The 22,277-nt window shown below is 48.1% G+C and carries 19 protein-coding genes, 1 tRNA gene and 1 pseudogene; 8 read left to right on the top strand and 13 right to left on the bottom strand.

The genetic code is table 11. The features are described from left to right. Positions 1 to 2: 2 nt before the first annotated feature. The 3 genes from ychF to trpR form a co-directional block, all read right to left on the bottom strand. Positions 3 to 1,094: a redox-regulated ATPase YchF gene (ychF, locus tag GV64_RS08590; protein ID WP_020580495.1), complete on the bottom strand. Its 1,092-nt coding sequence runs from the start codon at positions 1,092 to 1,094 to the stop codon at positions 3 to 5. A 149-nt stretch (positions 1,095 to 1,243) separates the two neighbouring features. Then, on the bottom strand, positions 1,244 to 2,506 hold the full coding sequence (locus tag GV64_RS08585) for an amino acid permease (RefSeq protein ID WP_020580496.1): 1,263 nt from the start codon (positions 2,504 to 2,506) through the stop codon (positions 1,244 to 1,246). Positions 2,507 to 2,574: 68 nt separating this feature from the next. Continuing rightward, complete coding sequence (gene trpR / locus GV64_RS08580; RefSeq protein ID WP_020580497.1) at positions 2,575 to 2,847, bottom strand: trp operon repressor; 273 nt, start codon at positions 2,845 to 2,847, stop codon at positions 2,575 to 2,577. Between the two features lie 415 nt (positions 2,848 to 3,262). On the opposite strand from trpR, the gene GV64_RS08575 reads away from it, so the two are divergent. Then, entirely contained in the window at positions 3,263 to 4,489 is a 1,227-nt protein-coding gene (locus GV64_RS08575) for a hypothetical protein (protein WP_020580498.1), read from the top strand. A gap of 352 nt (positions 4,490 to 4,841) precedes the next feature. Further along, positions 4,842 to 5,843 (top strand): D-alanine--D-alanine ligase family protein, encoded by a 1,002-nt coding sequence (locus GV64_RS08570; RefSeq protein WP_081622002.1) that lies wholly within the window; start codon positions 4,842 to 4,844, stop codon positions 5,841 to 5,843. Positions 5,844 to 5,872: 29 nt separating this feature from the next. Here the strand turns inward: GV64_RS08570 and pth are convergent, their stop codons facing one another. From pth to GV64_RS08550, 4 genes and pseudogenes are all read right to left on the bottom strand, one after another. After that, positions 5,873 to 6,472, bottom strand: a complete 600-nt coding sequence (gene pth / locus GV64_RS08565; RefSeq protein WP_020580500.1) for an aminoacyl-tRNA hydrolase — start codon at positions 6,470 to 6,472, stop codon at positions 5,873 to 5,875. A 21-nt stretch (positions 6,473 to 6,493) separates the two neighbouring features. Further along, entirely contained in the window at positions 6,494 to 7,111 is a 618-nt protein-coding gene (locus tag GV64_RS08560; RefSeq protein WP_020580501.1) for a 50S ribosomal protein L25/general stress protein Ctc, read from the bottom strand. A gap of 193 nt (positions 7,112 to 7,304) precedes the next feature. Next, positions 7,305 to 8,110: pseudogene (locus tag GV64_RS08555) on the bottom strand (ABC transporter permease). Then, complete coding sequence (locus GV64_RS08550; protein ID WP_081622003.1) at positions 8,107 to 8,802, bottom strand: ABC transporter ATP-binding protein; 696 nt, start codon at positions 8,800 to 8,802, stop codon at positions 8,107 to 8,109. The pseudogene GV64_RS08555 and the gene GV64_RS08550 overlap by 4 nt, the downstream one beginning before the upstream one ends. A 54-nt stretch (positions 8,803 to 8,856) precedes the next feature. Here GV64_RS08550 and GV64_RS08545 point away from each other — a divergent pair, with 54 nt between their 5' ends. Then, positions 8,857 to 9,165, top strand: a complete 309-nt coding sequence (locus tag GV64_RS08545; RefSeq protein WP_020580505.1) for a PadR family transcriptional regulator — start codon at positions 8,857 to 8,859, stop codon at positions 9,163 to 9,165. Positions 9,166 to 9,190: 25 nt separating this feature from the next. Here GV64_RS08545 and GV64_RS08540 read toward each other — a convergent pair whose 3' ends face one another. The 6 genes from GV64_RS08540 to GV64_RS08515 form a co-directional block, all read right to left on the bottom strand. After that, a complete protein-coding gene (locus tag GV64_RS08540; RefSeq protein ID WP_020580506.1) occupies positions 9,191 to 10,531 on the bottom strand; it encodes a sodium/glutamate symporter in 1,341 nt (446 codons plus the stop codon). 436 nt (positions 10,532 to 10,967) lie between these two features. Continuing rightward, the gene (locus GV64_RS08535; protein ID WP_026257966.1) at positions 10,968 to 11,909 is read right to left on the bottom strand and encodes a ribose-phosphate pyrophosphokinase; all 942 of its coding nucleotides are present in this window, start codon (positions 11,907 to 11,909) and stop codon (positions 10,968 to 10,970) included. A gap of 156 nt (positions 11,910 to 12,065) precedes the next feature. Continuing rightward, positions 12,066 to 12,140: transfer RNA gene (locus GV64_RS08530), tRNA-Gln, on the bottom strand. A gap of 72 nt (positions 12,141 to 12,212) precedes the next feature. Beyond that, on the bottom strand, positions 12,213 to 13,157 hold the full coding sequence (gene ispE, locus GV64_RS08525) for a 4-(cytidine 5'-diphospho)-2-C-methyl-D-erythritol kinase (RefSeq protein WP_020580508.1): 945 nt from the start codon (positions 13,155 to 13,157) through the stop codon (positions 12,213 to 12,215). Positions 13,158 to 13,244: 87 nt separating this feature from the next. After that, positions 13,245 to 13,868: a lipoprotein insertase outer membrane protein LolB gene (gene lolB / locus GV64_RS08520; protein WP_152553972.1), complete on the bottom strand. Its 624-nt coding sequence runs from the start codon at positions 13,866 to 13,868 to the stop codon at positions 13,245 to 13,247. 99 nt (positions 13,869 to 13,967) lie between these two features. After that, entirely contained in the window at positions 13,968 to 15,800 is a 1,833-nt protein-coding gene (locus tag GV64_RS08515; protein ID WP_020580510.1) for a tetratricopeptide repeat protein, read from the bottom strand. 496 nt (positions 15,801 to 16,296) lie between these two features. On the opposite strand from GV64_RS08515, the gene hemA reads away from it, so the two are divergent. The 5 genes from hemA (at position 16,297) to hemH (ending at position 22,226) form a co-directional block, all read left to right on the top strand. Continuing rightward, a complete protein-coding gene (gene hemA / locus GV64_RS08510) occupies positions 16,297 to 17,616 on the top strand; it encodes a glutamyl-tRNA reductase (RefSeq protein ID WP_020580511.1) in 1,320 nt (439 codons plus the stop codon). A gap of 48 nt (positions 17,617 to 17,664) precedes the next feature. Beyond that, complete coding sequence (gene prfA, locus GV64_RS08505; RefSeq protein WP_020580512.1) at positions 17,665 to 18,750, top strand: peptide chain release factor 1; 1,086 nt, start codon at positions 17,665 to 17,667, stop codon at positions 18,748 to 18,750. Between the two features lie 3 nt (positions 18,751 to 18,753). Next, positions 18,754 to 19,608 (top strand): peptide chain release factor N(5)-glutamine methyltransferase, encoded by an 855-nt coding sequence (gene prmC, locus GV64_RS08500; RefSeq protein WP_020580513.1) that lies wholly within the window; start codon positions 18,754 to 18,756, stop codon positions 19,606 to 19,608. A 194-nt stretch (positions 19,609 to 19,802) separates the two neighbouring features. Continuing rightward, a complete protein-coding gene (gene nhaA, locus GV64_RS08495) occupies positions 19,803 to 20,978 on the top strand; it encodes a Na+/H+ antiporter NhaA (protein ID WP_020580514.1) in 1,176 nt (391 codons plus the stop codon). 225 nt (positions 20,979 to 21,203) lie between these two features. Continuing rightward, the gene (gene hemH / locus GV64_RS08490) at positions 21,204 to 22,226 is read left to right on the top strand and encodes a ferrochelatase (RefSeq protein ID WP_020580515.1); all 1,023 of its coding nucleotides are present in this window, start codon (positions 21,204 to 21,206) and stop codon (positions 22,224 to 22,226) included. Positions 22,227 to 22,277: the final 51 nt, after the last annotated feature.

The raw sequence follows: 22,277 nt of genomic DNA, 5'->3' as shown, positions 1-22,277 counted from the left end.
TATCAGACATTAAACAGGAAGTGCATAACATCACCATCCTGAACAATATAAGCCTTGCCTTCTACACGCAGACGACCTGCTTCTTTTGCGCCCTGCTCACCATTATATTTGATGAAATCATCATAACTGGTCACTTCAGCACGAATAAAGCCGCGCTCAAAATCAGTATGAATGACGCCGGCAGCCTGTGGCGCTGTTGCACCGACCTTAACAGTCCAGGCCCTAACTTCTTTCACGCCAGCAGTAAAATAAGTTTGCAGACCAAGCAGCTCATACCCGGCACGAATGACACGATCTAAACCAGGCTCTTCCATACCCAGATCTGCCAGAAACTCTACTCGCTCCTCATCATCCAGTTCAGCAATTTCGGATTCCAGCTTGTTGCAGATCGGCACAACCACAGCGCCTTCCTGAGCTGCAATTTCCCGAACAGTATCAAGATATTCGTTATCCTCAAAACCATCCTCATCCACATTGGCAATATACATTGTGGGCTTGATGGTCAGCAGGTGGAACAAACGAACAAGCTTCCGCTCATCATCACTCATATCCAGAGAGCGGACCGGATTACCCGACTCAAGATGCGGAATCACTTTCTCCAGCAAAGCCTTCTGGGCCACTGAGTCCTTGTCCCCCCCCTTGGCGGAACGGGCAACACGCTGCAGCTGCTTTTCACAACTTTCAAGATCAGCCAGCACCAACTCCATATTGATAATTTCAATATCAGCCCGTGGATCAATCTTATTCGCCACATGAATAACGTTGTCATTTACAAAACAGCGAACAACGTGTGCGATAGCGTCCGTCTCACGGATATTCGCCAGAAACTTGTTACCCAGCCCTTCACCCTTGGAAGCACCCTCCACAAGACCCGCAATATCCACGAACTCCATTGTGGTCGGCAACACTCGCTGAGGTTTAACAATTGCCGCCAGTTTATCCAGACGGGGATCTGGCATAGCAACAACACCGGCATTGGGCTCAATGGTGCAGAAAGGGAAGTTTTCTGCATCAATACCCGCCTTGGTTAAGGCATTAAAGAGCGTTGACTTACCAACGTTTGGCAGTCCAACGATGCCACATTTGAAACCCATAGCGCTTCTGCTCGCTTCTGAAATATCTAATTGAAGCGAATTATAAAGACTGGAAGAAAAAATTTCAGAACTTTTATTTTGGAAATATGACAAAAGACGCCCCAAGAATCCATCTTCGGGCGCTCAATATATTCAAGCCTGAATAAGAACTAGCCGAACTTTGGCAGGACTCCCACCAGGTCCAGACCTGCCAGCACCATGGCAGCAATACCAAACAGGAAGATCAGTGCCATTCTCAAAATACCACCCGGAACCTGATATCCCTCTTCACCTCTCTGGCGACCAATCCAGGCCATCACAACCGGGGAGAGAATACAGAAAATGACCAGTACCAGCCCCGCAAACCCGATAGCCGTGATAAAGCCATTGGGCAGAAACACTCCCAACAGGGTTGGAGGAATAAAAGTGATTGCAGCTGTTTTTAAACGACCGGAAAAACTGTTGTCAAAACCAAACAGATCTGCAATGTAATCAAACAGACACAGCGCCACACCCAGGAACGAACTGGCTACTGCCATATTGGCAAACCACTGCAGCACAGACGAAAGGTTCATATTCAGGCCGCTTTCTGAAAGAGCACCGAGCATATCGCCAATATTGCCTCCGGCAGCGATGATGGCCGGGAACGCCTCACGGGGCAGGTTTCCAAAGAAGCTGAACTGCCACAGGGCATAAAATGCCAGAGCCAACAAAGAACCAACCAGCAAAGCAAACCTTACCTTCTGGCCGTCTTTATTAAGGTAACGGGTAATACTGGGTACCGCAGTTTGCATACCAAAGCTGACCGTCAAAAAGCCCAACGCGCCAAAAGAGAAAGGGAATACCTCAGTAAATGACAAGCCTGGCATCAGGTAATCTGAAGAGGCATTACTCAACAAACCACTGATACTCCACAGGAAGGTAATCACCATCCCACCAATAAGCACCGTACTGACACGATCAACCGCGCGGGTGCCAGTCACTACGATAGCAGACAGGACCAGGGCAAAAACAAAGCTGGCCATAGGGGGGGACAGAGACACTCCATCGAACGCTTCCAGCGAATAGGTGATAATGGAGCTACCACCGGAAATGTAGGCATAAGTCAGGATATAACAGAGAAAGGCAACAGAAGCGCCATTAACAACACGCCCAATAGAACCAATGGTTCCCTCGGCAATAGAATCAAAGCTCGCTCCCAGCGGGAAACGCAGGTTGGCTTCAAGTAGATAGAGTGCAGCGCTGTACATGCAATACCAGGTAAAGACCATCAGCAGCATAGAGTAGCCAAACCAGAGACCACTGGTTGCTACTGGTAGTGAAAACATGCCAGCACCGATCGCGGTTCCAGCAACAATCACTGTTCCTCCAAGGACTGAACCCTGCTTCCCGGCAGAATCCGCAGAACTTTCCGTTATAACTGCTTCAGACATTATTATTCCTACTGCTTTATGGAACTTTTTCGTTCGCTCAAGGCTGTTTTAATAAAGACTCTGGCTATTTAGATTTGTTCAATCATTGCCATTTCGGTATCAGATAATGTTTTCAGATAATTGGAACAACGGGTCACCTTGGTGATGCTCACCCCGATTCGCCTGGCAATTTCTCGCTGAGACTCTTCTCCAGAAAGCAGGGCTCGCATTATGGCCAGCCTTGAACCTATTGCATCCTGCTCTTCTTGAGTCAGTAACACCCTCATAACCTCATGGAGCGCATCCACACCCTGCTGCTCCTTCAGCAGTTTGACAACCTGAAACCAGGACTCAGTTTTCATGCCTTGTTCAATTCATCCGAAACACCTGTACTGATGTAACAGTACAAAAGTACAGACATTACCGATATTACGGAAAATACTAACAACTGCATCTAAAATAATCAGAAGCTCAGACTTTATTTACCAGGGCCTGTGACGTTTCATTGCGTGCTCAGCACATCAGGATGCCCCTATGCCTTCATTGCGGCATTTTTTACGCCAGACCGCACATCCCTCCCCAAGAATGCAATGAGACATCAATAAGCCATGTTGACTCGAAGAATCGAATTTTTCGTACAAAAAGATGTCCAAGCGATCAATGCCCAAAACTAATCACTAAAAAGCGGTTTGTGGCCAGCACATGCCTTCAAGCCTTCTTAATTTTGAAAGGTGCATCTCCCTAGCTCTTTTCTTACAACCAAAGGTTGAAAATCCTGTGAATCAATTTATTAAAACCGTCATTTTGAATGCGATACTTACACTGGCAACTTTTCCTCTAACCGCAACTGGAGAAGACAGCACCCTCCCAATAGAAACCAGTGAGCATCAATTTTCATACTTCGGAGCCACAGGATACACCCTTGAAAAACACTCCGATGCACCACCCGTTATTACCATTCACTTTGACCACTGCATTGGTTCCACCCTGGCCAGAGAAAAAAGAATGGCTAAAGGTATTCTCATTGGAAATGATCGAGTCCTTGCTCCTGCTGATTATTTTATCGATCCATGCTCTCCCCCTATTGTCTTACCTGAAAAAGCCTCACAAACATCAAACAATTATTTTTGTCACGATCAGCGTATTAAAAATATTTCTCACCTTTCTCTAATTCCAGAGAACAAACCAGAACCGGAACCAGAAAGCGACACTGAAGATGACGAAGCCAGACAACAAGCGAGATTAGCTACTCCAAGAATCATCAGAGTACTCAATGAGCTGAATTTCGATGGAACCTCAACGGTTGATGCTCTTCTATGCCACAAAATAGAAAATGGAGTGATCAATCCCAAACCAACAGTTGCTGTTCTTTCTCTGAGCAAAAGAGGAGCGGCGACAATACCAACAGATATCTCCACTGCAACGATAGCTGAAAGTAATCTCGACGCCGAAGGGGACTATGCGGCTTCCAGCTCTCTACTGCTTAGAAACCAGATGCACTTTTATAATGAAGAAACAGAAGCTGAGCCAGACTCCGATAACATAACTCAACTCATTGACACCGCCAGACAGTTACAGCTTGTTGAAGAAAATAATGGCAACCAGAAATTTGATGCACAGCCTGTCGCACTCATCACGCTTATCAATGGACAGCACCACCTCAAGGCCCTTATAAATGACTGGGAACTGATCAGTGAATTTCCATCACTGTACGACCTTCCTGATTATGCACAGAGGCACCCATACGTCAGCAAACTCTGGAAGGGCACAAGCCCGATTTCAGGAACCCTCAGCCATACCCTTGGCATGAAAAGCATTCCCGGCATGACGGGTGCTGCAGGAGGCCTTCTGGCAACCGTAGAAATAGTGACTACAGCCACAGTCATTTATGTTATTGGCAACTGGATTACTTCATCTTCTCCCTACGTCTATACCGCCATAAAGTTTGGACTAGGGCTCATTTTAGCCAAGGGATTCTATCGCTGGGCAACAACTGACTATTAGGGGTTGTTTTAGAGGAGTGTTATCAACCGGACATACATCCAGCCAGTTGGTAACCCTCCCAGGGTAGACATTAAGGATGTTTTGCTTGCTGCCACTGGTCCTGTCCTCATTTTGTGGCTTTTATTAACGGGTGTGGACATATTGATTGGTACGTGCTGCCGTTCTTGAATTGGAACCACGAAGCACACAAATAAATTATCGGATAGATGCTTAATGTCTACCGCAATAGGGGTTGTTAACCCCACCTGTTACATGAAATGCCTTCATGTAACGGAAAAGTAATTAACAATATGCAGGACTGCAAAAACAACTACATTTGATGAATTGTATTCTTAAGCTTGCGGATCACTAGATGCCAGACAGAAATATAACTGTGGGAATAGTTTGTGGAGGCCCCTCCCCTGAAGCCAATGTTTCAAGACTTTCAGCCGGGCGCATAAGCCTTCCGCTAGAGAAAAACTACCAAAAAGTGGTGACACTTGAACTGGATGGAATGCTTCCAGCCAACCTGATCCATCATCAGGTTGATGTAGTTTTTCCTGTTGCCCACGGTCCAATGGGGGAGGATGGATGTCTTCAGGGGCTTCTTGAAGTCATGGGCATCCCTTATGTTGGCTCAACAGTTCTGGGAAGCGCCTGTGCTCTCGATAAAGTTACGACCAAGCGCATTCTGCAAGCGGCAGGCATTCCCATGGCAAAAGATTGCGTTGTATCCCGAAAGGCCCCCTTAAACCTGTCCGTCACTCACTGCCTCGAAACCCTGGGCGAAAAGGTCATAATAAAGCCCTTTGCCCAGGGGTCTGGCATCGGTATTCAATTTGCTCAAGGAGAAAGGGAGCTGACAGAACGACTCAGCAGTGGCTTTGAAAAGGATGAGCAGCTGCTTGTGGAGACATTTATTCATGGCAAAGAAGTCACAGCCGGTGTACTAGAGCTGGACACCACACAAGTACTTCCAACCACAGAAATAATTACGCCCGATAATGCATGGTACGACTATACCCACCGTTACACCCCCGGCCTCAGTGAGCATATTATCCCCGCCCGCATTTCTGACGAGCAGAAGAAAAGAGTACAGGAAATAGCCCTACAGGCTCACCAGCTGGTTCGCTGCAGGGATATCAGTCGATCAGACTTTATTGTGCCCCAGGACGGGGAGCCAATCTTTTCAGAGATCAACAACCTTCCGGGCATGACACCAACCAGCTTGTTTCCTGATGGAGCAAGGCATGCCGGAATAGAATTTGAAGCGCTGATATGCAGGCTGATTGATCACGCCATGCTTCGAAAAGAAAAACAGTTTGATAAAAATGAATACTGGCCAATCCCTGAGTTGAATATATCAATTCAGTAACCGGTTTTATTCAAATCAAAAGCAGCCTCTCAGGCTGAAAAAGTATGCAATTCCTGCACAGCTTTGGATCGCTTGCCGTTCAAAGCTTCAGGCGTAACGCGAATAGATTCATCAATAACGGCATCTATTTTTTGCCGCTCAGCGACAGAAGGTCTGGTTAACACATAGTTAACCACGTCTTTGCTATTTCCCGGATGACCGATACCAAGACGGAGCCTCAAAAACTCACGACTATTACCAAGGGATGAAATGATATCTCTGAGACCATTATGACCACCATGGCCACCACCCTGCTTCAGCCGACCAACCCCGGCAGGTAGATCAAGCTCATCATGGACAACAAGAATGGATTCAGGAGGAATTTTGAAGAAAGTTGCCATAGCACCAACGGCCTGACCACTTCGATTCATAAAGGTTGTGGGGTTAAGCAGGCGAACTTCCTGTCCACCTATTTGTAGTCGAGCAGCCATGCCGAAGAATTTTTTCTCCGGCTGCAAGATCGCACCATGGCTTCTTGCTAACTGCTCAACGTACCAGAAGCCGGCATTATGACGGGTGTCTTCATATTGTGCTCCAGGATTTCCCAGCCCCACAACCAGTCGAATCGACTGTTCCGAAGATTTTGCCATAATGCCATCGCCTCCTTATGCTTACTCTTCGCCAGCTTCTTCAGCAGACTCTTCAGACTCTTCGTCAGAAGCACCGCGAGTAGCCTGAACACTGGCAATATCCAGATCCTGACCATGAGCGATAACTTCAACGCCAGCAGGAATAGTCAGATCGCTCAGGTGAACGTGACCACCCACTTCAACATTAGCCATGTCTACTTCGATGAACTCAGGCAGGTCACCTGGCAGACACTTGATTTCGATGTCTACACGGTTGTGTACGATAGCACCACCAGCCTTCACACCAACACACTCTTCTTCGTTCAGGAAGTGCAGAGGAGCATGAGTAGTGATTTCATGGTCTGCATCAACACGCAGGAAGTCCATGTGCATGGCAAACTCTTTAGCAGGGTGACGCTGCAGGTCTTTCAGGATAGCCTGCTGCTTGGCACCGTCAACAGTCAGAGTCAGTACCTGAGAGTAGAAAGCTTCAACTTCCAGAGCCTTACGAATAGCTTTACCTTCCAGAGTGATCTGAACAGGCTCTGCTTCACCACCGTAGATGATAGCTGGCACCAGGTCAGCACGACGCAGGCGGCGGCTCGCACCCTTCCCAATATCCTTACGCGCTGTTGCGTTTAATACGATTGCTTCAGACATGTTTATCTCCAATAACCTATCGCCGCCTTGCGACCAGGCACGATAGTGCTCTTTAAAAGAGCTTCAAACAGAACCCCACAAAGGGATTCAAAGGTGCGATATCATACCGGCATGACGTTAAAAAGCAAAATAAGTTTCCCGCATCGAACTGGGTATTTACTGAATACCATTCATTTAAAAAGCATTACCCCCACTAATACCGGACAGACTCCTGCAACATCACCGAACGATTCAATAGCCCATAGCCATCAAATGCAACCCGAATACTCAGCAAAATATTCAACACTGCACAAATCACCATACTACTGGCTATACCCAGCATGATCATAATCTGATAAATCACAGCCTCAAACGGTTCCGCCCCCCCAGAATCTGCCCTGTCATCATACCCGGCAAAGCTACCAACCCCAGGGTTGTCAGCGTGGCCACCACCGGATTCAAGGCAGCCTGCAACGCATCGCGAATAAAAGGCTGCAATGCTTCATAAAGGCTGGCACCTAATAGCAGGTCAGCCATAAACTGCTCATACCGTTCGCTGACAGCACTGTAAAAGCGCTCAAGCACCAGAATATTTCCTGTCAGACAATTCCCAAGAAGCATTCCCGCCAGTGGAATAAGGTATCTTGTCTGATACCAGGGTTCTGGCTGCACAACCAGAATCATTCCTCCAAGAACCAGTCCAACGCCCACCAAAAGGCTGAACTGAGAAATCCAGAACAGATGCCCCCTGGACATTTTCGCCCTGGTTAAGATATGAAGGTTGGCAATAGTTAGCATAACCAAAAGCCAGACAGCATTAAGCCACAGGCTATCTTGATCAAAAAGAAACTTAAGATAAATACCAATAAGCCCCAACTGCAACGTCATCCGAGCCACACCAATAGCAAGCCCTTTAACCAGCCCTCTGAGACCAAGCCACCACAACAAGGCTCCGGGAAGCAGAAGAACACTATAAAACAACGCCAACTGAACCAAACCGACAGCACCACTTCCACTCATACGATGCCCACCTTTTTATTATCTTCAGTACTCCCCTTAAATTCACCAACCCTGCCATTGGCCACCAGCACCCGGCGCTGGCAATGATCAATCCAGCGAAAGTCATGGGAGGCTGAAATAACGGTAAACTCATTGGACAACAACAGCGCATCAACGACCTGCCGACAGGCCTCATCATCCAAAGCCGATGTTGGCTCATCGGCGACCAGAATCTTTCGCCCTGTCATCAAAGCACGAATAATAGAGATCCTCTGTCGCTGCCCTCCTGATAATTTGTCACTGAACGTTGAAAGTATCTCCTGATCAAGACCAAAACGGGCAAACCAATAACCAGCAACATCATGATCAAAGGCACTTCCACCCCAGGCCTTCCAACCAAAAGGGCGCCTGAGATAATCAAGCACCGTTTCCTTACCAACCTCAGGCTGTTGGGGGATATACGCAACCACCCGCCTTAATGCTTTAAGCACCGACTCATTAACCAGCTGCCCCTGAAACCAGTACTCCCCCCTGCACACATGATGCCCACCCAGCAACGCCTTCAACAATGTGCTTTTCCCGCCCCCGGAGGGACCATGAAAGACCAGACTTTCTCCCACCTCTATGGTTAAATCCACACCAGAGAGCAGAGGCATCCGGGTACCCCCTACACACCCCCCTTTAAACTGACAAAGCACTCTTGGCTCACTCATGGGGCTCACACAAATATCAGAAGTCGATATTTGTGAACGTTATTTGAATCTCTTATGAAAGAAAAGATATTAAGAAAACTTTTTTTGGGCTTTATCCAGATACATATTCTCAGGCATGCAAACCAGGAACCTTTTTTCGGTGCCTGGCTGATCGAGCACCTGAACGACCATGGGTACAAAATCAGCCCCGGAACCATCTATCCTCTTCTGCACAAAATGGAAGAAGAAGGGCTGATCACAAAAAAAGTTACGGTCACTGATGGTCGACAGCGCAAGTATTACCACATCACACTATTGGGACAGGAAGTATTATCTGAAGCCAATGGAAAAATTCAGGAGCTGGCAAAAAAAATGGAAGATTGAATACACAGCAGCTGCCAACCGCTTTTTACTCGACGGCCAATTTTCCTGCAGACCTGCACAACAGAAATCGCCAAACAGCCAATACAACCAGGAGATAAACAGAGGCAACGGCCACCGCCTCTGCATAATAACCATACACCATGGCTACGGGCATCAACGAGATAATGAACACATCAGTGATACTGCCGGGAACATAGGCAATGGCATAATCATCCAACACAGTACCGTTCATTTTGGGATCAATAATTCGCAGCAAGGCAATCCCCATGGCAACCGTGCCTGTTAACCACCCCCAGGAAAAGATCCCTTTTTCAAACCAATCACCCCCAAGCATTCTCGGGGCAACCCAAAGTACTAAAAATAATGTAAATAAAATTCCACCGACAAGCAGAACCAACATGGGCAGCAGGTAATTTGCCAAAATGGTTATCTGAATCGCAGAAATACCAAACACAATCAGAAAATCCGTTGTCGTCGCGCCAGCATGGTTAAAAACATTATCACACAGGTATCTGCTACCCCCCGTATACCGGGTAATACTTCGAACCAGCATTCCACCAATAAAGGCAGTGACAAAATTAGGTATCTGCAATTGGTCAGAAAATGATGAGAGATAATTGGCACTGTGATAAGCAAAGGCAGTTACAACCGCAATCAGTGCAACATGAATAGCAAATGAGTCCACTGATAAAGCCGATAGTGTTTCCTTCATGACCGCCTGCTGCTTTCCTGGAGCAATCAAACCTTTACGCTGATAGTCATCCATCTTATCAAAACAGGTAAAGTTGCGAATCAAACCCAGCTTCAGAGCCAGCTGCAAGATCAGCATACCGACCGTAATCGATACAAATATCCCGGCAGTAGCAAAAGTCAGGCCGAGCGTTAAGGCATCGCTCCAACCCAGATCTCCAAAAATATTACCCACCACCACTGATGTACCATGCCCCCCCATAAAACCGGCAGACAATACAAGCCCAAAACCAGGATTAAGGCCCGGCCAAATAAACGTCGCCAGAAACAATCCCAGCATGGCAGCAAATAACCACTGAGAAACGGTTGCAACCTGGTTGAAAGCCCATAAGCTTCCCGCCCGTTGAGCAATACTTTTAGGGGAAGGAATATCGGTAGCAAGACCCAGTGCAGCAAATAGCGCTGCGGTCAGCATACCTGCATTTGAAGCAAATCCCTGACTCCAGGGAAGAATATCAGTACCGGATGGACCAAGTGCCAATCCGAATATGCCAGCAAGAACTGCTGCAGGCATATAAATACGCTGCATCGGTGGACAATAGACGCGCAGAACCTTACCAGCAAGCAAAAGAACACCCGCCAGGGCGAAGTCAGTCAGCATGACCCATTCTGTCATTAAACTGTCCTTATAGAATTGAGTTGTATGATTGCAGAACGCGGAAAAACACACGCCTGAAATAAGTGATGCCACCAAAGCAGGTGACCGAGCGCCTGGCCATGGGATCCCAGACTGAGCCTTAGATTGAATTAAGGCCGAAAAGATTTAACTCCGTCATAATAACAGTCTGGCCATTTTATAACGTCGCGATTAATACCTAGACTTCGCTCAACTCAAGACAAGAACCAAGACAAAATCACGCACTAGAGCCTCCACCAAAGCCAAGAACCCCTATCCAGCAACGGCTTTCAACTACACATACGACACTATCCAGATAAACTCAGAATAGATGATTCAGGTACCGGTAAATGGAAACAATGAAAGGGTAAACATACAGGTGAAAAAAAAGCACTCATTTCTGAGTGCCTTTTTAAATAATGATCTAGCTCAGAGCTTACTGAAACATCGCACTGATAGATTCAGCATTACTGATGCGACGCACAGACTCAGCCAGCAGAGGAGACATATCCAGCTGACGAATTTTATCAAGCGCCTGTGCAGCAGGACTCAGAGGAATAGTATTGGTAACGACCAGTTCATCCAGCTCAGAGTTTGCAACATTCTCGAGTGCACGTCCGGAAAGAATTGGGTGCGTACAATAAGCGTAAACCGCCTTGGCACCTTTTTGCTTCAATGCTGCTGCTGCCTGACAAAGCGTGCCCGCAGTATCCACCATATCATCAACAAGAATACAGGTGCGCCCGGAAACATCACCGATGATGTTCATAACTTCACTCTTATTCGCTTCTGGACGACGCTTGTCAATAATGGCCAGATCAGAGTTCAGACGCTTGGCTACTGCACGAGCACGAACCACACCACCATGATCAGGGGACACCACCATTACATCACTGTAATCACGGCGCTCAATGTCATCGAGAAGAATTGGTGAGCCATAAACGTTATCAACCGGAATATCGAAGAAGCCCTGAATCTGGTCAGCATGCAGGTCAACCGTCAACACACGATCCACACCCACACCAGCAATCATATCCGCAACCACCTTGGCACTGATAGCCACACGACTGGAGCGGGGACGACGATCCTGACGGGCATAACCAAAGTAAGGCAGCACAGCAGTAACACGTACAGCGGAAGAACGACGCATGGCATCGGCCATCACCAGCAATTCCATCAGGTTGTCATTGGTCGGCGCGCAGGTTGACTGGATGATAAATACATCCCGACCACGAACATTTTCCTGAATTTCTACGGCACATTCTCCATCACTGAAGCGGCCAACATAAGCCTTGCCAAGTGGGATATGCAGGTGATTGACAACTTTATGAACCAAATCCGGATTTGAGTTGCCGGCAAACACCATCATTTTCGACACGGGAAATTACCTTGCTTGGATACTGGGCGTAGGTGGAAAAATCGATTACAAAGAGGGGAGTCAGACAATAAACTGTCTGATAATCTAGCATAAGCCGACACGAGGGAATTGCTTTCGGTATAACAAGGTACACGCATAAAACTCTGCACAAAGAGCTGGCTGGGGTGGAGGGATTCGAACCCCCGCATGTCAGGATCAAAACCTGATGCCTTACCGCTTGGCGACACCCCAGTAAATCTCTCTATCAATCCGTGCACAATCCAGGCCGACTTATCGTAGTTAACATCAAAAAATTTGCAAGCGTTACTCCATCACGGGGTAACCTGCATGCTGCAAAGCTGTATGCAGCGGCGAACGATTAATACCGTGCGCCACAAAGCTGTGTAGCTTTGATGTGTCATCCGCAATCTCAGGACGAGAAACGTTAAGAGACAGTTCAGCCTGTGCCGCTAACGCCTGTTCGCGACTGGCAAACCGGGCAAATACTGATGCCCCCGAACCACTCATCATGGCCCGCCCGATGCTTGAATCTGCGAGATTATCCAACAGAGAGAGCGTTTTATCAACCTTGGGATACAGTGCGCGAACCAGAGGCTCGAAATCATTTCGCCGCTGTTGCTGCGAAACCTGATCAAGAACAGCGCCCTCTCCGTCAAGAGCGGCGCAGACTTTAATCGGCAATGAATCTCTTGTCAAATCACTGTGCCCATACATAGCGGCAGTATTAACCTGCGCATCCGGAACAACGACAAGAAACCAGCCTTCCTCGGGCTCTACCGGCGTGAGAACTTCACCAATCCCTTCTGCAAAAGCACTATGCCCACGCACAAAAACCGGAACATCGGCTCCCAGCCTCAAGCCAAGTTCCGCCAGATGATCAATAGTAAGGCCCAATTCCCACAGCGCATTAAGCCCCAACAGGGTAGTCGCTGCATTTGAGCTCCCCCCACCCAGACCACCACCCATAGGCAATTGTTTGTCCAGAAGAATATTGACTCCCTGCTGACACCCGGTCTCCTGCTGAAGAAGGCGAGCCGCCTTGACAATCAGATTCTCCTCTGGAGCCACACCATCGAGATCGGAAGCAAGACTGACATCTGAATTGTTTAAGACAAACGTCAGTCGATCACCAAAATCCAGAAACTGAAAAAGTGTTTGCAAATTATGATAGCCATCTGATCTACGACCAATAATATGAAGAAACAGATTCAATTTGGCCGGGGCTGGCAACACCAATTCTGTCAGCATCCAGAAGACTCCAGAAAAACATTGTTATGCTAAAAAGCCTGTAATAATGACTTAATTAAATCCTATCGGGGAAAGTCCAGAAATCCCCTAAAACTGCCAGCTGTTTGCCATAAAGCTCAGGGTGACATCGCCATGGGTAACCTTCAACTTTGCAGGCAATCGTAATGACTTACTAAGCCCGTATTGTTGATAAGCAACCGTCCAACCCTGTTGTTCAATTTTTTCAGGGTAACCCAGATTATTCAGTTGAATCAGAGCATTACTGCCCGGAGCCGGAAGCCCCCTGACCCAATACCTTAGATTACTGACTGGAAACTGCAACCCGGTAAGAGAATAAAGAAGTACTTCAGGTGATGGGCCATAGCGGGTTTCATTCGATGCAGTAACCGTTACCCCTCCCGAATCTCCCGACACACGCGCAATCGCAGCACCAAAAGGCCCATCAAGAAACAGCTTGTAGTGATCCTCCTGCTGCCGCCAGTCAAGGGACATTGTACCCGACCGCCCCGGCACCCTGAGATTAAGACGCCCAGTCATTTGCCAAACCTGAAGCTGACTCAAGCGCTCACGGTGGAATTTCCAGCGAAACTCTTTCTCTTCATCGCTCACTTTCCCGTCCGTATCAACGGATCGTGAAGCACAACCAGCAAGGATAAAAAATGACAGAGCCAGTAAAACTTTTAACCCAAAAAAGGATTTATTAACATCCATACCAATGAACACCAAGCAACCATAAGCGGAAAGTGTCGCAGCCCCCGAACCATGAAAGTAGCCACAGTGCCGGAAATAGCGACGTTTTCATAGTAAAAATTACTGTGCTGTACTGACCGTTTCCGATTGATCCTCAAGACCAGCCCCTGTCAGGCGGTCCATCGTATCCTGTAATATCTGACTGTCCGGACTTTTCTGCAGAGCTTCTGCCCATAAAGATCTGGCCGCTTCACGCTCTCCCTTGACCCAGAGAACCTCACCCAGGTGCGCAGCGATCTCAGCATCAGGAAACTGAGTGTATGCCATCCTCAAATACTTTTCTGCCTGCTCAAAATTTCCAAGGCGAAATTGCACCCATCCCATACTGTCCAGAATAGCCGGATCCTCACTGTTCAAACCATAAGCCTGCAAGATAAGAGCTTCAGCCTCTTTATAACGATCAGTTCTGTCAGCAAGGGTATAACCCAAGGCATTCAAAGCAGCAGCATTTTCCGGATCAAACTCCAGAATAAAGCGCAAATCCTTTTCCAACCCTACAAGGTCGTTCAGCTTTTCATAAACCATTGCTCTTGAGTAAAGAAGGCTTACCGACTCAGGATTGGTTTTCAGCGCCCGCTCAAAGAGCATTAGTGCCTTATTGAGTTGACGGTCATTAACCAAAAGCTCACCTTCCAACAGAAAAAGAGACTCCATTCGTGCCGGGTTGCGATTTCTTGCTTCACCAACATGAGTTAGCGCTTCATCCAGCTTACCTTGTTCAACCAGCATCTGGGTCATCGCTACTTGCGCAGCCATAAACTCCTTCCCCGGACCAACCGCGAGATAATGTTCTTTTGCTTCTGAATACTTTTTCTGTTTTTCACCTAAACGGCCAAGATAGTAATGAGCCGTATTATTTCGTTCACCAATTGCCAACAGCTGCTGAAAGTACTCTTCAGCCTCCTGCTCCATGCCATTTTCCAATGTAATCAGCGCTAACGATAATACAATGTCACTCTCCTCAGGAGCACGTTCAAGCAGAACTTCAAACTGCTTCCTTGCCAGATCCAGCTTCCCCGCGTGAACCAGAACCCTGCCATACAGCAATCGAAGCCGGTTTTTACCGGGATGCCGCTGAACCGCTTCAGAAAGCATCACCTCTGCTTCGGCATCACGTTTCAGCTTGTTCAGGGCACGTCCTTTTACCATCATGGCAGGGACAAAATCACGATCCTTTTTCAATAACTGATCAGCCACAGACAGGGCTGACTCATATTCCCCAGCCTGCTGCAGAAGAATCGCCTTACCCAGCGGTATCACACGAAAGTCTGGATATACCGGTATAAGCGCATCAAACTGCCTGATAAGATGGCTCCGGACCTCCTGACCATTTTCTCCACTCAAGCTGCCCGCCGCGCTGGCAAGCACATCAAAACCAGGACTCCCACCCAAAGAGAGCTGCGTTTTCATCTGCTCAAAAGCCTTATCAAACTGACCTGCATAAACCAGTTCGAGGGCTGAACCATGCAATGCATCCAGGTTTTCTGGCTGTAATTCAATCCATAACAATGATGCATCGAGTGCAGCCTGTCTTGCACCAACAAAAACAGCGATCTGATAAGCACGCTGAGCGACACCGGCATCCCGGGTTTTATGAGCCTGTTTCAAATAATTCCCCAGCGCCAGATCGTAACGCTGTCGCTGCCCCCCCACTTCAGCTACCAGCAAGTCATAAAGCGTCTCAGCCTCAAATGGAGTGACCGGCTCTTTTTCCTGAACCTGTTGATTTTCAACAGCCGTCCCAACATCCAGCACAGCAGCTTCTTGCTGAACATTCTGACTGGCGCAACCAAAAAGAAAAAAAGCAAAGGCAACAGGAAGTGATTTACAGTTTTTTATAAGAGCCTCAGCCCCTTTTTTAACAGTTTCAGCCCTGATGGTCATTCTGGTCATGGATGGTATGCCCTTTCCCCTTATCTGGTTGATAAATGCAGTCGCTCTATGGATTCATTCCAATTGATAAGCAGATATAGATCTCATGCCCAAACAACCTGAGCAAAAAAAAGAGCCACCCCTCACCAAAGACCAACAAACTGTGCAAAATATCCTTTAAAAAAACATGAAGAGAGTTTGCAGTTGCAAGCTTTCCATTGCAGAATTGATCGGCCGAAACACCTATCAATCCAGCAACCTTCTGAAAGATTATCTCTCCCTATTTTGGTCAGAGTCTGAATCTGTCGGCTGCGATTGAGGTATCGGATATGGCAACAAGCCAGGAAAACCATGAGCAGGATTTGTAAAACGCTCTAGCAGCCATGAGCAGAAAATGTCAGGCATATTTAACCCTGAGCCGGGAAAATCCCATAGAGACATTTTCTAATTAAAGCTGAGCTGCCTGTATGGCAGCCAATCTATAGTAGCAGTGAACCAGGACAGCAACAGAGGTCTGATGGGGTATATTACCGCCGGTATCAATCACAGGACAGCACCAATCACATTGAGGGAACAGGTTGCCTTTTCTGCTGACCAGCTACCTGATGCACTTCAGAGCGCCAGATCTCATACTGGTATTGAAGAAATTGCCATCCTGTCTACCTGTAACCGAACCGAAATCTATTGTGCACTCCACAGCTCTGCAGCTGAAACTATTGAGATGTACTACGGCAAGTTGATTGACTGGCTAACCCACTACCATCAAATCAACAGCCATCAGACCAACAGTAATCTGCTGGCAGAGCACGCGTACCTTTTTTACGACCAGGAGGCTATACGCCACCTGATGCGTGTCGCTTGTGGACTCGACTCAATGGTTCTGGGCGAACCCCAGATCCTGGGACAACTCAAGTCTGCCTACGCCAGCGCTCAGGAAGCAGATACTGCCGGCCCGGCACTGAACCGTCTGTTTCAACACAGCTTTACCACCGCCAAACAGATTCGAACTGAAACTGCCATCAATGAGCAACCCGTGTCCGTTGCTTATGCAGCAACCCGACTGGCAAAACAGATTTTCTCCGACCTCAGTGAAAATACTGCTTTACTGATAGGTGCCGGTGAAACCATTGAGCTCACCGCCCGCCACCTTTGCCAGCAAGGAGTATCGAATATCATTGTGGCTAACCGGACCCTGGAACGAGCCAGACTTCTAACCGATCGTTTCGGAGGTCGACCGGTGCTTCTCTCTGATTTGTCGCAGGTACTGCATGAAAGTGACATCGTCATCAGCTCTACCGCCAGCCCCATCCCGGTTCTTGGCAAAGGAGCTGTTGAGCGGGCGTTAAAGCAGCGAAGGCATAAGCCTATGTTCATGGTGGATATTGCGGTTCCACGGGATATTGAGCCCGAGGTCAGTGAGCTGGCCGATGTTTTCCTCTATACCGTTGATGACTTACAGGATGTCATTGAAGACAACCTGCAACAAAGAAAAGATGCTGCACGCAAGGCTGAGCGCATGATAGAGGCTGATACGTTTGAATTCATGACGCGCATGCGCTCACTTGACGCAGTCAACCTCCTGCGCAACTACCGTCAGAGCACCGAAGCCATGCGTGATCAGGAATTGGAAAAAGCAATGCAATGGCTGGCCAGAGGTGCTAACCCGGAAGAAGTGCTGCAACAGTTTGCCCGCTCTCTCACTAACAAGTTTATGCATCAGCCCAGTGTCCAGCTGAAAAATGCAGCAGCCATGGGGCAGCAGGAAAAACTGGAATGGGCAGAAAAACTTCTGGGTCTGGATAGCAACCAGAAAACAGACTCAACTCAGGACGCCTGATCACGTTCTGAGTCCACCTTTATTATACAGAAACCTTTTGCAGACATCATGAAAGAGTCCATCCTCGTAAAGCTGGAAAACCTCAGCGAACGCTTTGAAGAGCTTTCCGCACTGTTAAGCGACCCAGGGGTCATTGGCAACCAGGACCAATTCCGAAAATTCTCCCAGGAATACGCAGAACTGGAATCCGTGGTAAAAGCCTTCAAAGAGTATGACCAACTCCTCAGCGATAAGTCTGAAGCCGAAGCCATGATGGCCGAAGGTGACCCGGATATGACTGAGCTGGCCCAGGAAGAGCTACAGAGCATTGCAGAACAACTGCCAGATATGGAAAAAAGTCTGGAAGTGCTGTTGCTTCCCAAAGACCCTCGGGATGGCCTGAATACATTTCTGGAAATCCGTGCCGGTACAGGCGGCGATGAAGCGGCCATTTTTGCTGGGGACCTGTTCAGAATGTACTCCAGATATGCTGAAAAACGCGGCTGGCGAATTGAAGTCATCAGCACCAGTGATGGAGAGCACGGTGGCTACAAAGAAATCATCACCCGTGTTATTGGCAGTGATGTCTATGGGCGAATGAAGTTCGAATCCGGTGCACATCGTGTCCAGAGGGTTCCAGAAACCGAATCACAGGGAAGAATACATACATCTGCATGCACTGTTGCGGTCATGCCAGAACCGGATGAACAACAAGCCATTGAAATCCGTAAAGAAGACCTGCGAATCGATACATACCGCTCATCTGGGGCCGGTGGTCAGCACGTCAACACCACCGATTCCGCGATTCGAATCACTCACCTGCCAACCGGCATTGTTGTTGAGTGTCAGGATGAGCGCTCTCAACATAAAAACAAAGCCAAAGCCATGTCCTGGCTGGCAGCAAAATTACAGGATGCCCAGGATAGCGCAGCCGCCAAAGAGATCAGCGATGCCCGCAAGAGCCTTGTAGGCAGCGGCGACCGCTCTGAACGTATTCGCACTTATAATTATCCACAAGGACGAGTCACAGACCATCGCATCAACCTGACTCTGTATAAATTATCCGAAATTGTTGAGGGCGAACTGGATCCTGTTATAAACCCGCTGCTTCAGGAACACCAGACAGAACAGCTTGCAAGCCTGGCCGGCGAATAACTCATGAGCAATACCCGTATAGACTCATCTCTGGCAGAAGCATCACGCATGCTTTCTGCCAGCCCAACCCCAAGATTGGATGCAGAGCTACTGCTGGCGCACACTCTTAATAAGCCACGAAGCTATTTTTTTACATGGCCTGAAGCACTGTTAACCACAGAACAACTGACCAGTTTTCAAGACCTTGTTGAACAACGTAAATCGGGCGTTCCTGTAGCTTATCTCACAGGCTTCAGGGAGTTCTGGAGTCTGCAGCTGAAAGTTACCGAAGCAACATTGATACCTAGGCCGGACACCGAGCTTCTGGTGGAACTGGCGCTTGATCCAAATCTCTCTAAAGAGAAGGTATCCGGAATCAGAGTCGTAGACTTAGGCACGGGAACCGGAGCCATTGCCCTGGCTTTGGCAAAAGAGCGCCCTGTATGGAAGATCACTGCAATCGATAAGAGTGCCGAGGCACTGGCCGTTGCCAGGGAAAATGCCATCAGCAACGGAATCCGCAATGTTGATTTCATGGAAGGCTCCTGGTGCAGCCCACTGTCTGAAGCCTCCATAGACATGATTGTCAGCAACCCTCCCTACATACGCAATGATGACCCCCACCTGAACGAGGGGGATGTTCGCTATGAACCCATGACCGCACTATCCTCCGGAAGTGACGGGCTGGATGACATTCGCACAATCGCCAGCGAATCACTTCTGACTCTGAAGCCTGGAGGCTGGTTACTGCTGGAGCATGGTTACGACCAAGGTAAAGCAGTGCAAAACATCCTGACTTTAGAGGGATTCACCCAGATTCGCACCGAGGTTGATCTGGCAGGACATGATCGCGTTTCGCTTGCACAAAAGCCCACATAGGTCGTTAATACCCTCCCACCCTACAGGTGGCGCCCATGCTGCCGTCATAAGTAGTACCCCTTAATACCAAGTGACATGCAGTACATATAGACTGGGTGTCATTTTTTGCCCATTATGCCAATGTATACTTTTTAATCATAAATTCGGGCATAACAACTCTTTACGGCGGTTAGCTACGGGCACCAGGAGAAAACATGCTTGCCAGACGATTACATCGCTTTTTACAGCAGGACTATGCCATCGGCATACTGCTTTTTATTGCCGCCGCCCTGGCGATGCTTTCCGCAAATACTTTTTTTGCGGAGTACTACGACCTTCTTCTATCCACACCTATTCGTTTTACCGTAGGGCCTCTGGATATTCACAAGCCATTATTGTTATGGATTAACGATGGCCTCATGGCGGTCTTTTTCCTCTTAATCGGCCTTGAAGTAAAGCAGGAAGTCCTTCAGGGCGAGCTCAGCTCTCCAGCCCAAATCATGCTACCAGGCATCGGCGCTATTGGTGGAATGCTGATTCCAGCCCTTTTTTATGTGGCTTTCAATTACACAGATCCAACTGCCATCAAAGGATGGGCCATACCTGCAGCTACTGACATCGCCTTTGCCGTGGGCATACTGGCACTGCTTGGTAAACGGGTCCCCTCATCACTGATGACCTTCCTACTGGCTCTGGCAATTATTGATGATCTGGGCGCCATTATCATTATTGCCATATTCTATACAGAAGACCTGTCACTCACTTCAATGGGTATTGCAACAGTGCTTCTCGCTGTACTGGCATTTTTCAATTATCGAGGGGTCACCAAAATAGGCCCCTATATAGTTGTGGGCACACTACTCTGGATCTGTGTATTGAAGTCAGGGGTTCATGCCACACTGGCTGGGGTGCTGCTGGCCTTTACCATTCCACTGAAGGTGGTTGACCGTCGAGGGCGCTCACCACTTAAAGCCCTGCAACACAAACTGCACAGTCCGGTTAATTATGTCATCCTGCCAATCTTCGCCTTTGCCAATGCGGGTCTGGAGCTCAATGCTGAGCAGGTCAAAAGCATTCTGACACCCATTCCGCTGGGAATCGTGACCGGACTATTCCTGGGAAAGCAGATTGGCGTCTTCAGTTTCTGCTGGCTGGCCATTAAATCAGGCCTTGCCAAACTGCCGACTGATTCCAACTGGACACAGATGTACGGCCTATCGATTCTCTGTGGCATTGGCTTTACCATGAGCTTGTTCATCAGCTCGCTGGCATTTGAAGATGTCAACACCAGCTATCTGATTTCAGATCGAATTGGCGTCTTAACCGGCTCCATACTGTCTGCCGTTTTTGGCTTTTCCATCCTGTACTGGGCTGGGCGCAAGCGGGTCTAACCCTCTTCACCAAGCCCTAGCTTTACTAACTTCTGGCCATCCTCACGAGGGCCAGAAGCACTTACCCACAAGAAAAAGAACCATTGCCACCAACACCTGTCCAAAAGCTGTTAAACTCGCTTTCAATTTTATCAATCCCGAAATACCCCACGCATACAGCCCAGCCTGAACACTAAAAGGATTTGGCGGTATTTCTGACAAATCATACAGAGAGCTCATTAGCCTATGGAAAACAGAGGCGTTTTGCTGGTTAATCTGGGATCGCCGGACAGCACATCCATTGAAGATGTCCGACAATACCTCGATGAGTTTTTGATGGACAAGCATGTGATTGACCTTCCCTGGCTCATTCGCAGAACACTACTCAGCCTGTTTATTCTCCCATCACGGCCAGCAAAATCCGCTGAAGCGTACCGTGCAATCTGGACAGAAAAAGGCTCCCCACTGATCGTCAACAGTGAAAACTGCACTGAAAAGCTGAGATCAAAAACCAACACCCCCATTGAGCTGGCTATGCGCTATGGTAAGCCCGATATGGCCGAAGCTCTTAGCAGGCTTGCAAAGCAACCCGATATTGAGGAAATTCTGCTCTTTCCGCTCTACCCTCACTACGCCATGTCTTCGGTCAAAACTGTCATTGAACAGGCAAAAAAACTGATGCAGGAGATGGGCATAACCGTTCCACTTCGTGTTCATCCAGTATTTTATGATCATGATGGCTATATAGAAGCCTTGGTAGAGAGCGCAAAACCCTGGCTGGAGAAAGACTTTGACCACCTGATATTCAGTTACCACGGGGTTCCTGAGCGACACATCATCAAAGACGACCCTACAGGAAGTCACTGCCTGAAAGATAAAAGCTGTTGTCAAAAAACGTCGATCGCTCACAAAACTTGCTATCGCCATCAGGTTTATCAGACTACGGAAGCCTTTGTAGAAAAAGCAGGCATCCCGATTGATAAATACAGCGTCGGCTTCCAATCACGACTTGGCAAAGCCAAATGGCTGGAACCGAACACTCTGGATGTTATAAAACAGGTGGCTGACCAGGGAGCGAGAAGAATACTCGTCATTTGCCCCTCGTTTGTTTCGGACTGCTTGGAAACACTGGAAGAAATCGGCATTGGCGCCAAAGAGGAGTTTATTAAAGCCGGCGGTGAATCACTGGAACTGATCCCCTGCCTGAATGATCATCCTGCCTGGATAAACCTGTTAAAGCAGTGGATAGAGCACCCGCTGACTTATTGATTCCGAGATATTATGGGCATTAATTATGCCCATAACCTAAATCCATCTTGT

Source organism: Endozoicomonas elysicola (assembly GCF_000710775.1).
GTDB lineage: Bacteria > Pseudomonadota > Gammaproteobacteria > Pseudomonadales > Endozoicomonadaceae > Endozoicomonas > Endozoicomonas elysicola.
The sequence above is the reverse complement of the archived record's forward strand: the minus strand, read 5'-3'. Positions and strand labels throughout refer to the sequence as shown.

Coding starts and splice junctions, on each gene's coding strand:
- ychF (WP_020580495.1), bottom strand. CDS start 1,094: ATGGGTTTCAAATGTGGCATCGTTGGACTGCCAAACGTTGGTAAGTCA.
- GV64_RS08585 (WP_020580496.1), bottom strand. CDS start 2,506: ATGTCTGAAGCAGTTATAACGGAAAGTTCTGCGGATTCTGCCGGGAAG.
- trpR (WP_020580497.1), bottom strand. CDS start 2,847: ATGAAAACTGAGTCCTGGTTTCAGGTTGTCAAACTGCTGAAGGAGCAG.
- GV64_RS08570 (WP_081622002.1), top strand. CDS start 4,842: ATGCCAGACAGAAATATAACTGTGGGAATAGTTTGTGGAGGCCCCTCC.
- pth (WP_020580500.1), bottom strand. CDS start 6,472: ATGGCAAAATCTTCGGAACAGTCGATTCGACTGGTTGTGGGGCTGGGA.
- GV64_RS08560 (WP_020580501.1), bottom strand. CDS start 7,111: ATGTCTGAAGCAATCGTATTAAACGCAACAGCGCGTAAGGATATTGGG.
- GV64_RS08550 (WP_081622003.1), bottom strand. CDS start 8,802: ATGAGTGAGCCAAGAGTGCTTTGTCAGTTTAAAGGGGGGTGTGTAGGG.
- GV64_RS08545 (WP_020580505.1), top strand. CDS start 8,857: ATGAAAGAAAAGATATTAAGAAAACTTTTTTTGGGCTTTATCCAGATA.
- GV64_RS08540 (WP_020580506.1), bottom strand. CDS start 10,531: ATGACAGAATGGGTCATGCTGACTGACTTCGCCCTGGCGGGTGTTCTT.
- ispE (WP_020580508.1), bottom strand. CDS start 13,157: ATGCTGACAGAATTGGTGTTGCCAGCCCCGGCCAAATTGAATCTGTTT.
- lolB (WP_152553972.1), bottom strand. CDS start 13,868: ATGGATGTTAATAAATCCTTTTTTGGGTTAAAAGTTTTACTGGCTCTG.
- GV64_RS08515 (WP_020580510.1), bottom strand. CDS start 15,800: ATGACCAGAATGACCATCAGGGCTGAAACTGTTAAAAAAGGGGCTGAG.
- hemA (WP_020580511.1), top strand. CDS start 16,297: ATGGGGTATATTACCGCCGGTATCAATCACAGGACAGCACCAATCACA.
- prfA (WP_020580512.1), top strand. CDS start 17,665: ATGAAAGAGTCCATCCTCGTAAAGCTGGAAAACCTCAGCGAACGCTTT.
- prmC (WP_020580513.1), top strand. CDS start 18,754: ATGAGCAATACCCGTATAGACTCATCTCTGGCAGAAGCATCACGCATG.
- nhaA (WP_020580514.1), top strand. CDS start 19,803: ATGCTTGCCAGACGATTACATCGCTTTTTACAGCAGGACTATGCCATC.
- hemH (WP_020580515.1), top strand. CDS start 21,204: ATGGAAAACAGAGGCGTTTTGCTGGTTAATCTGGGATCGCCGGACAGC.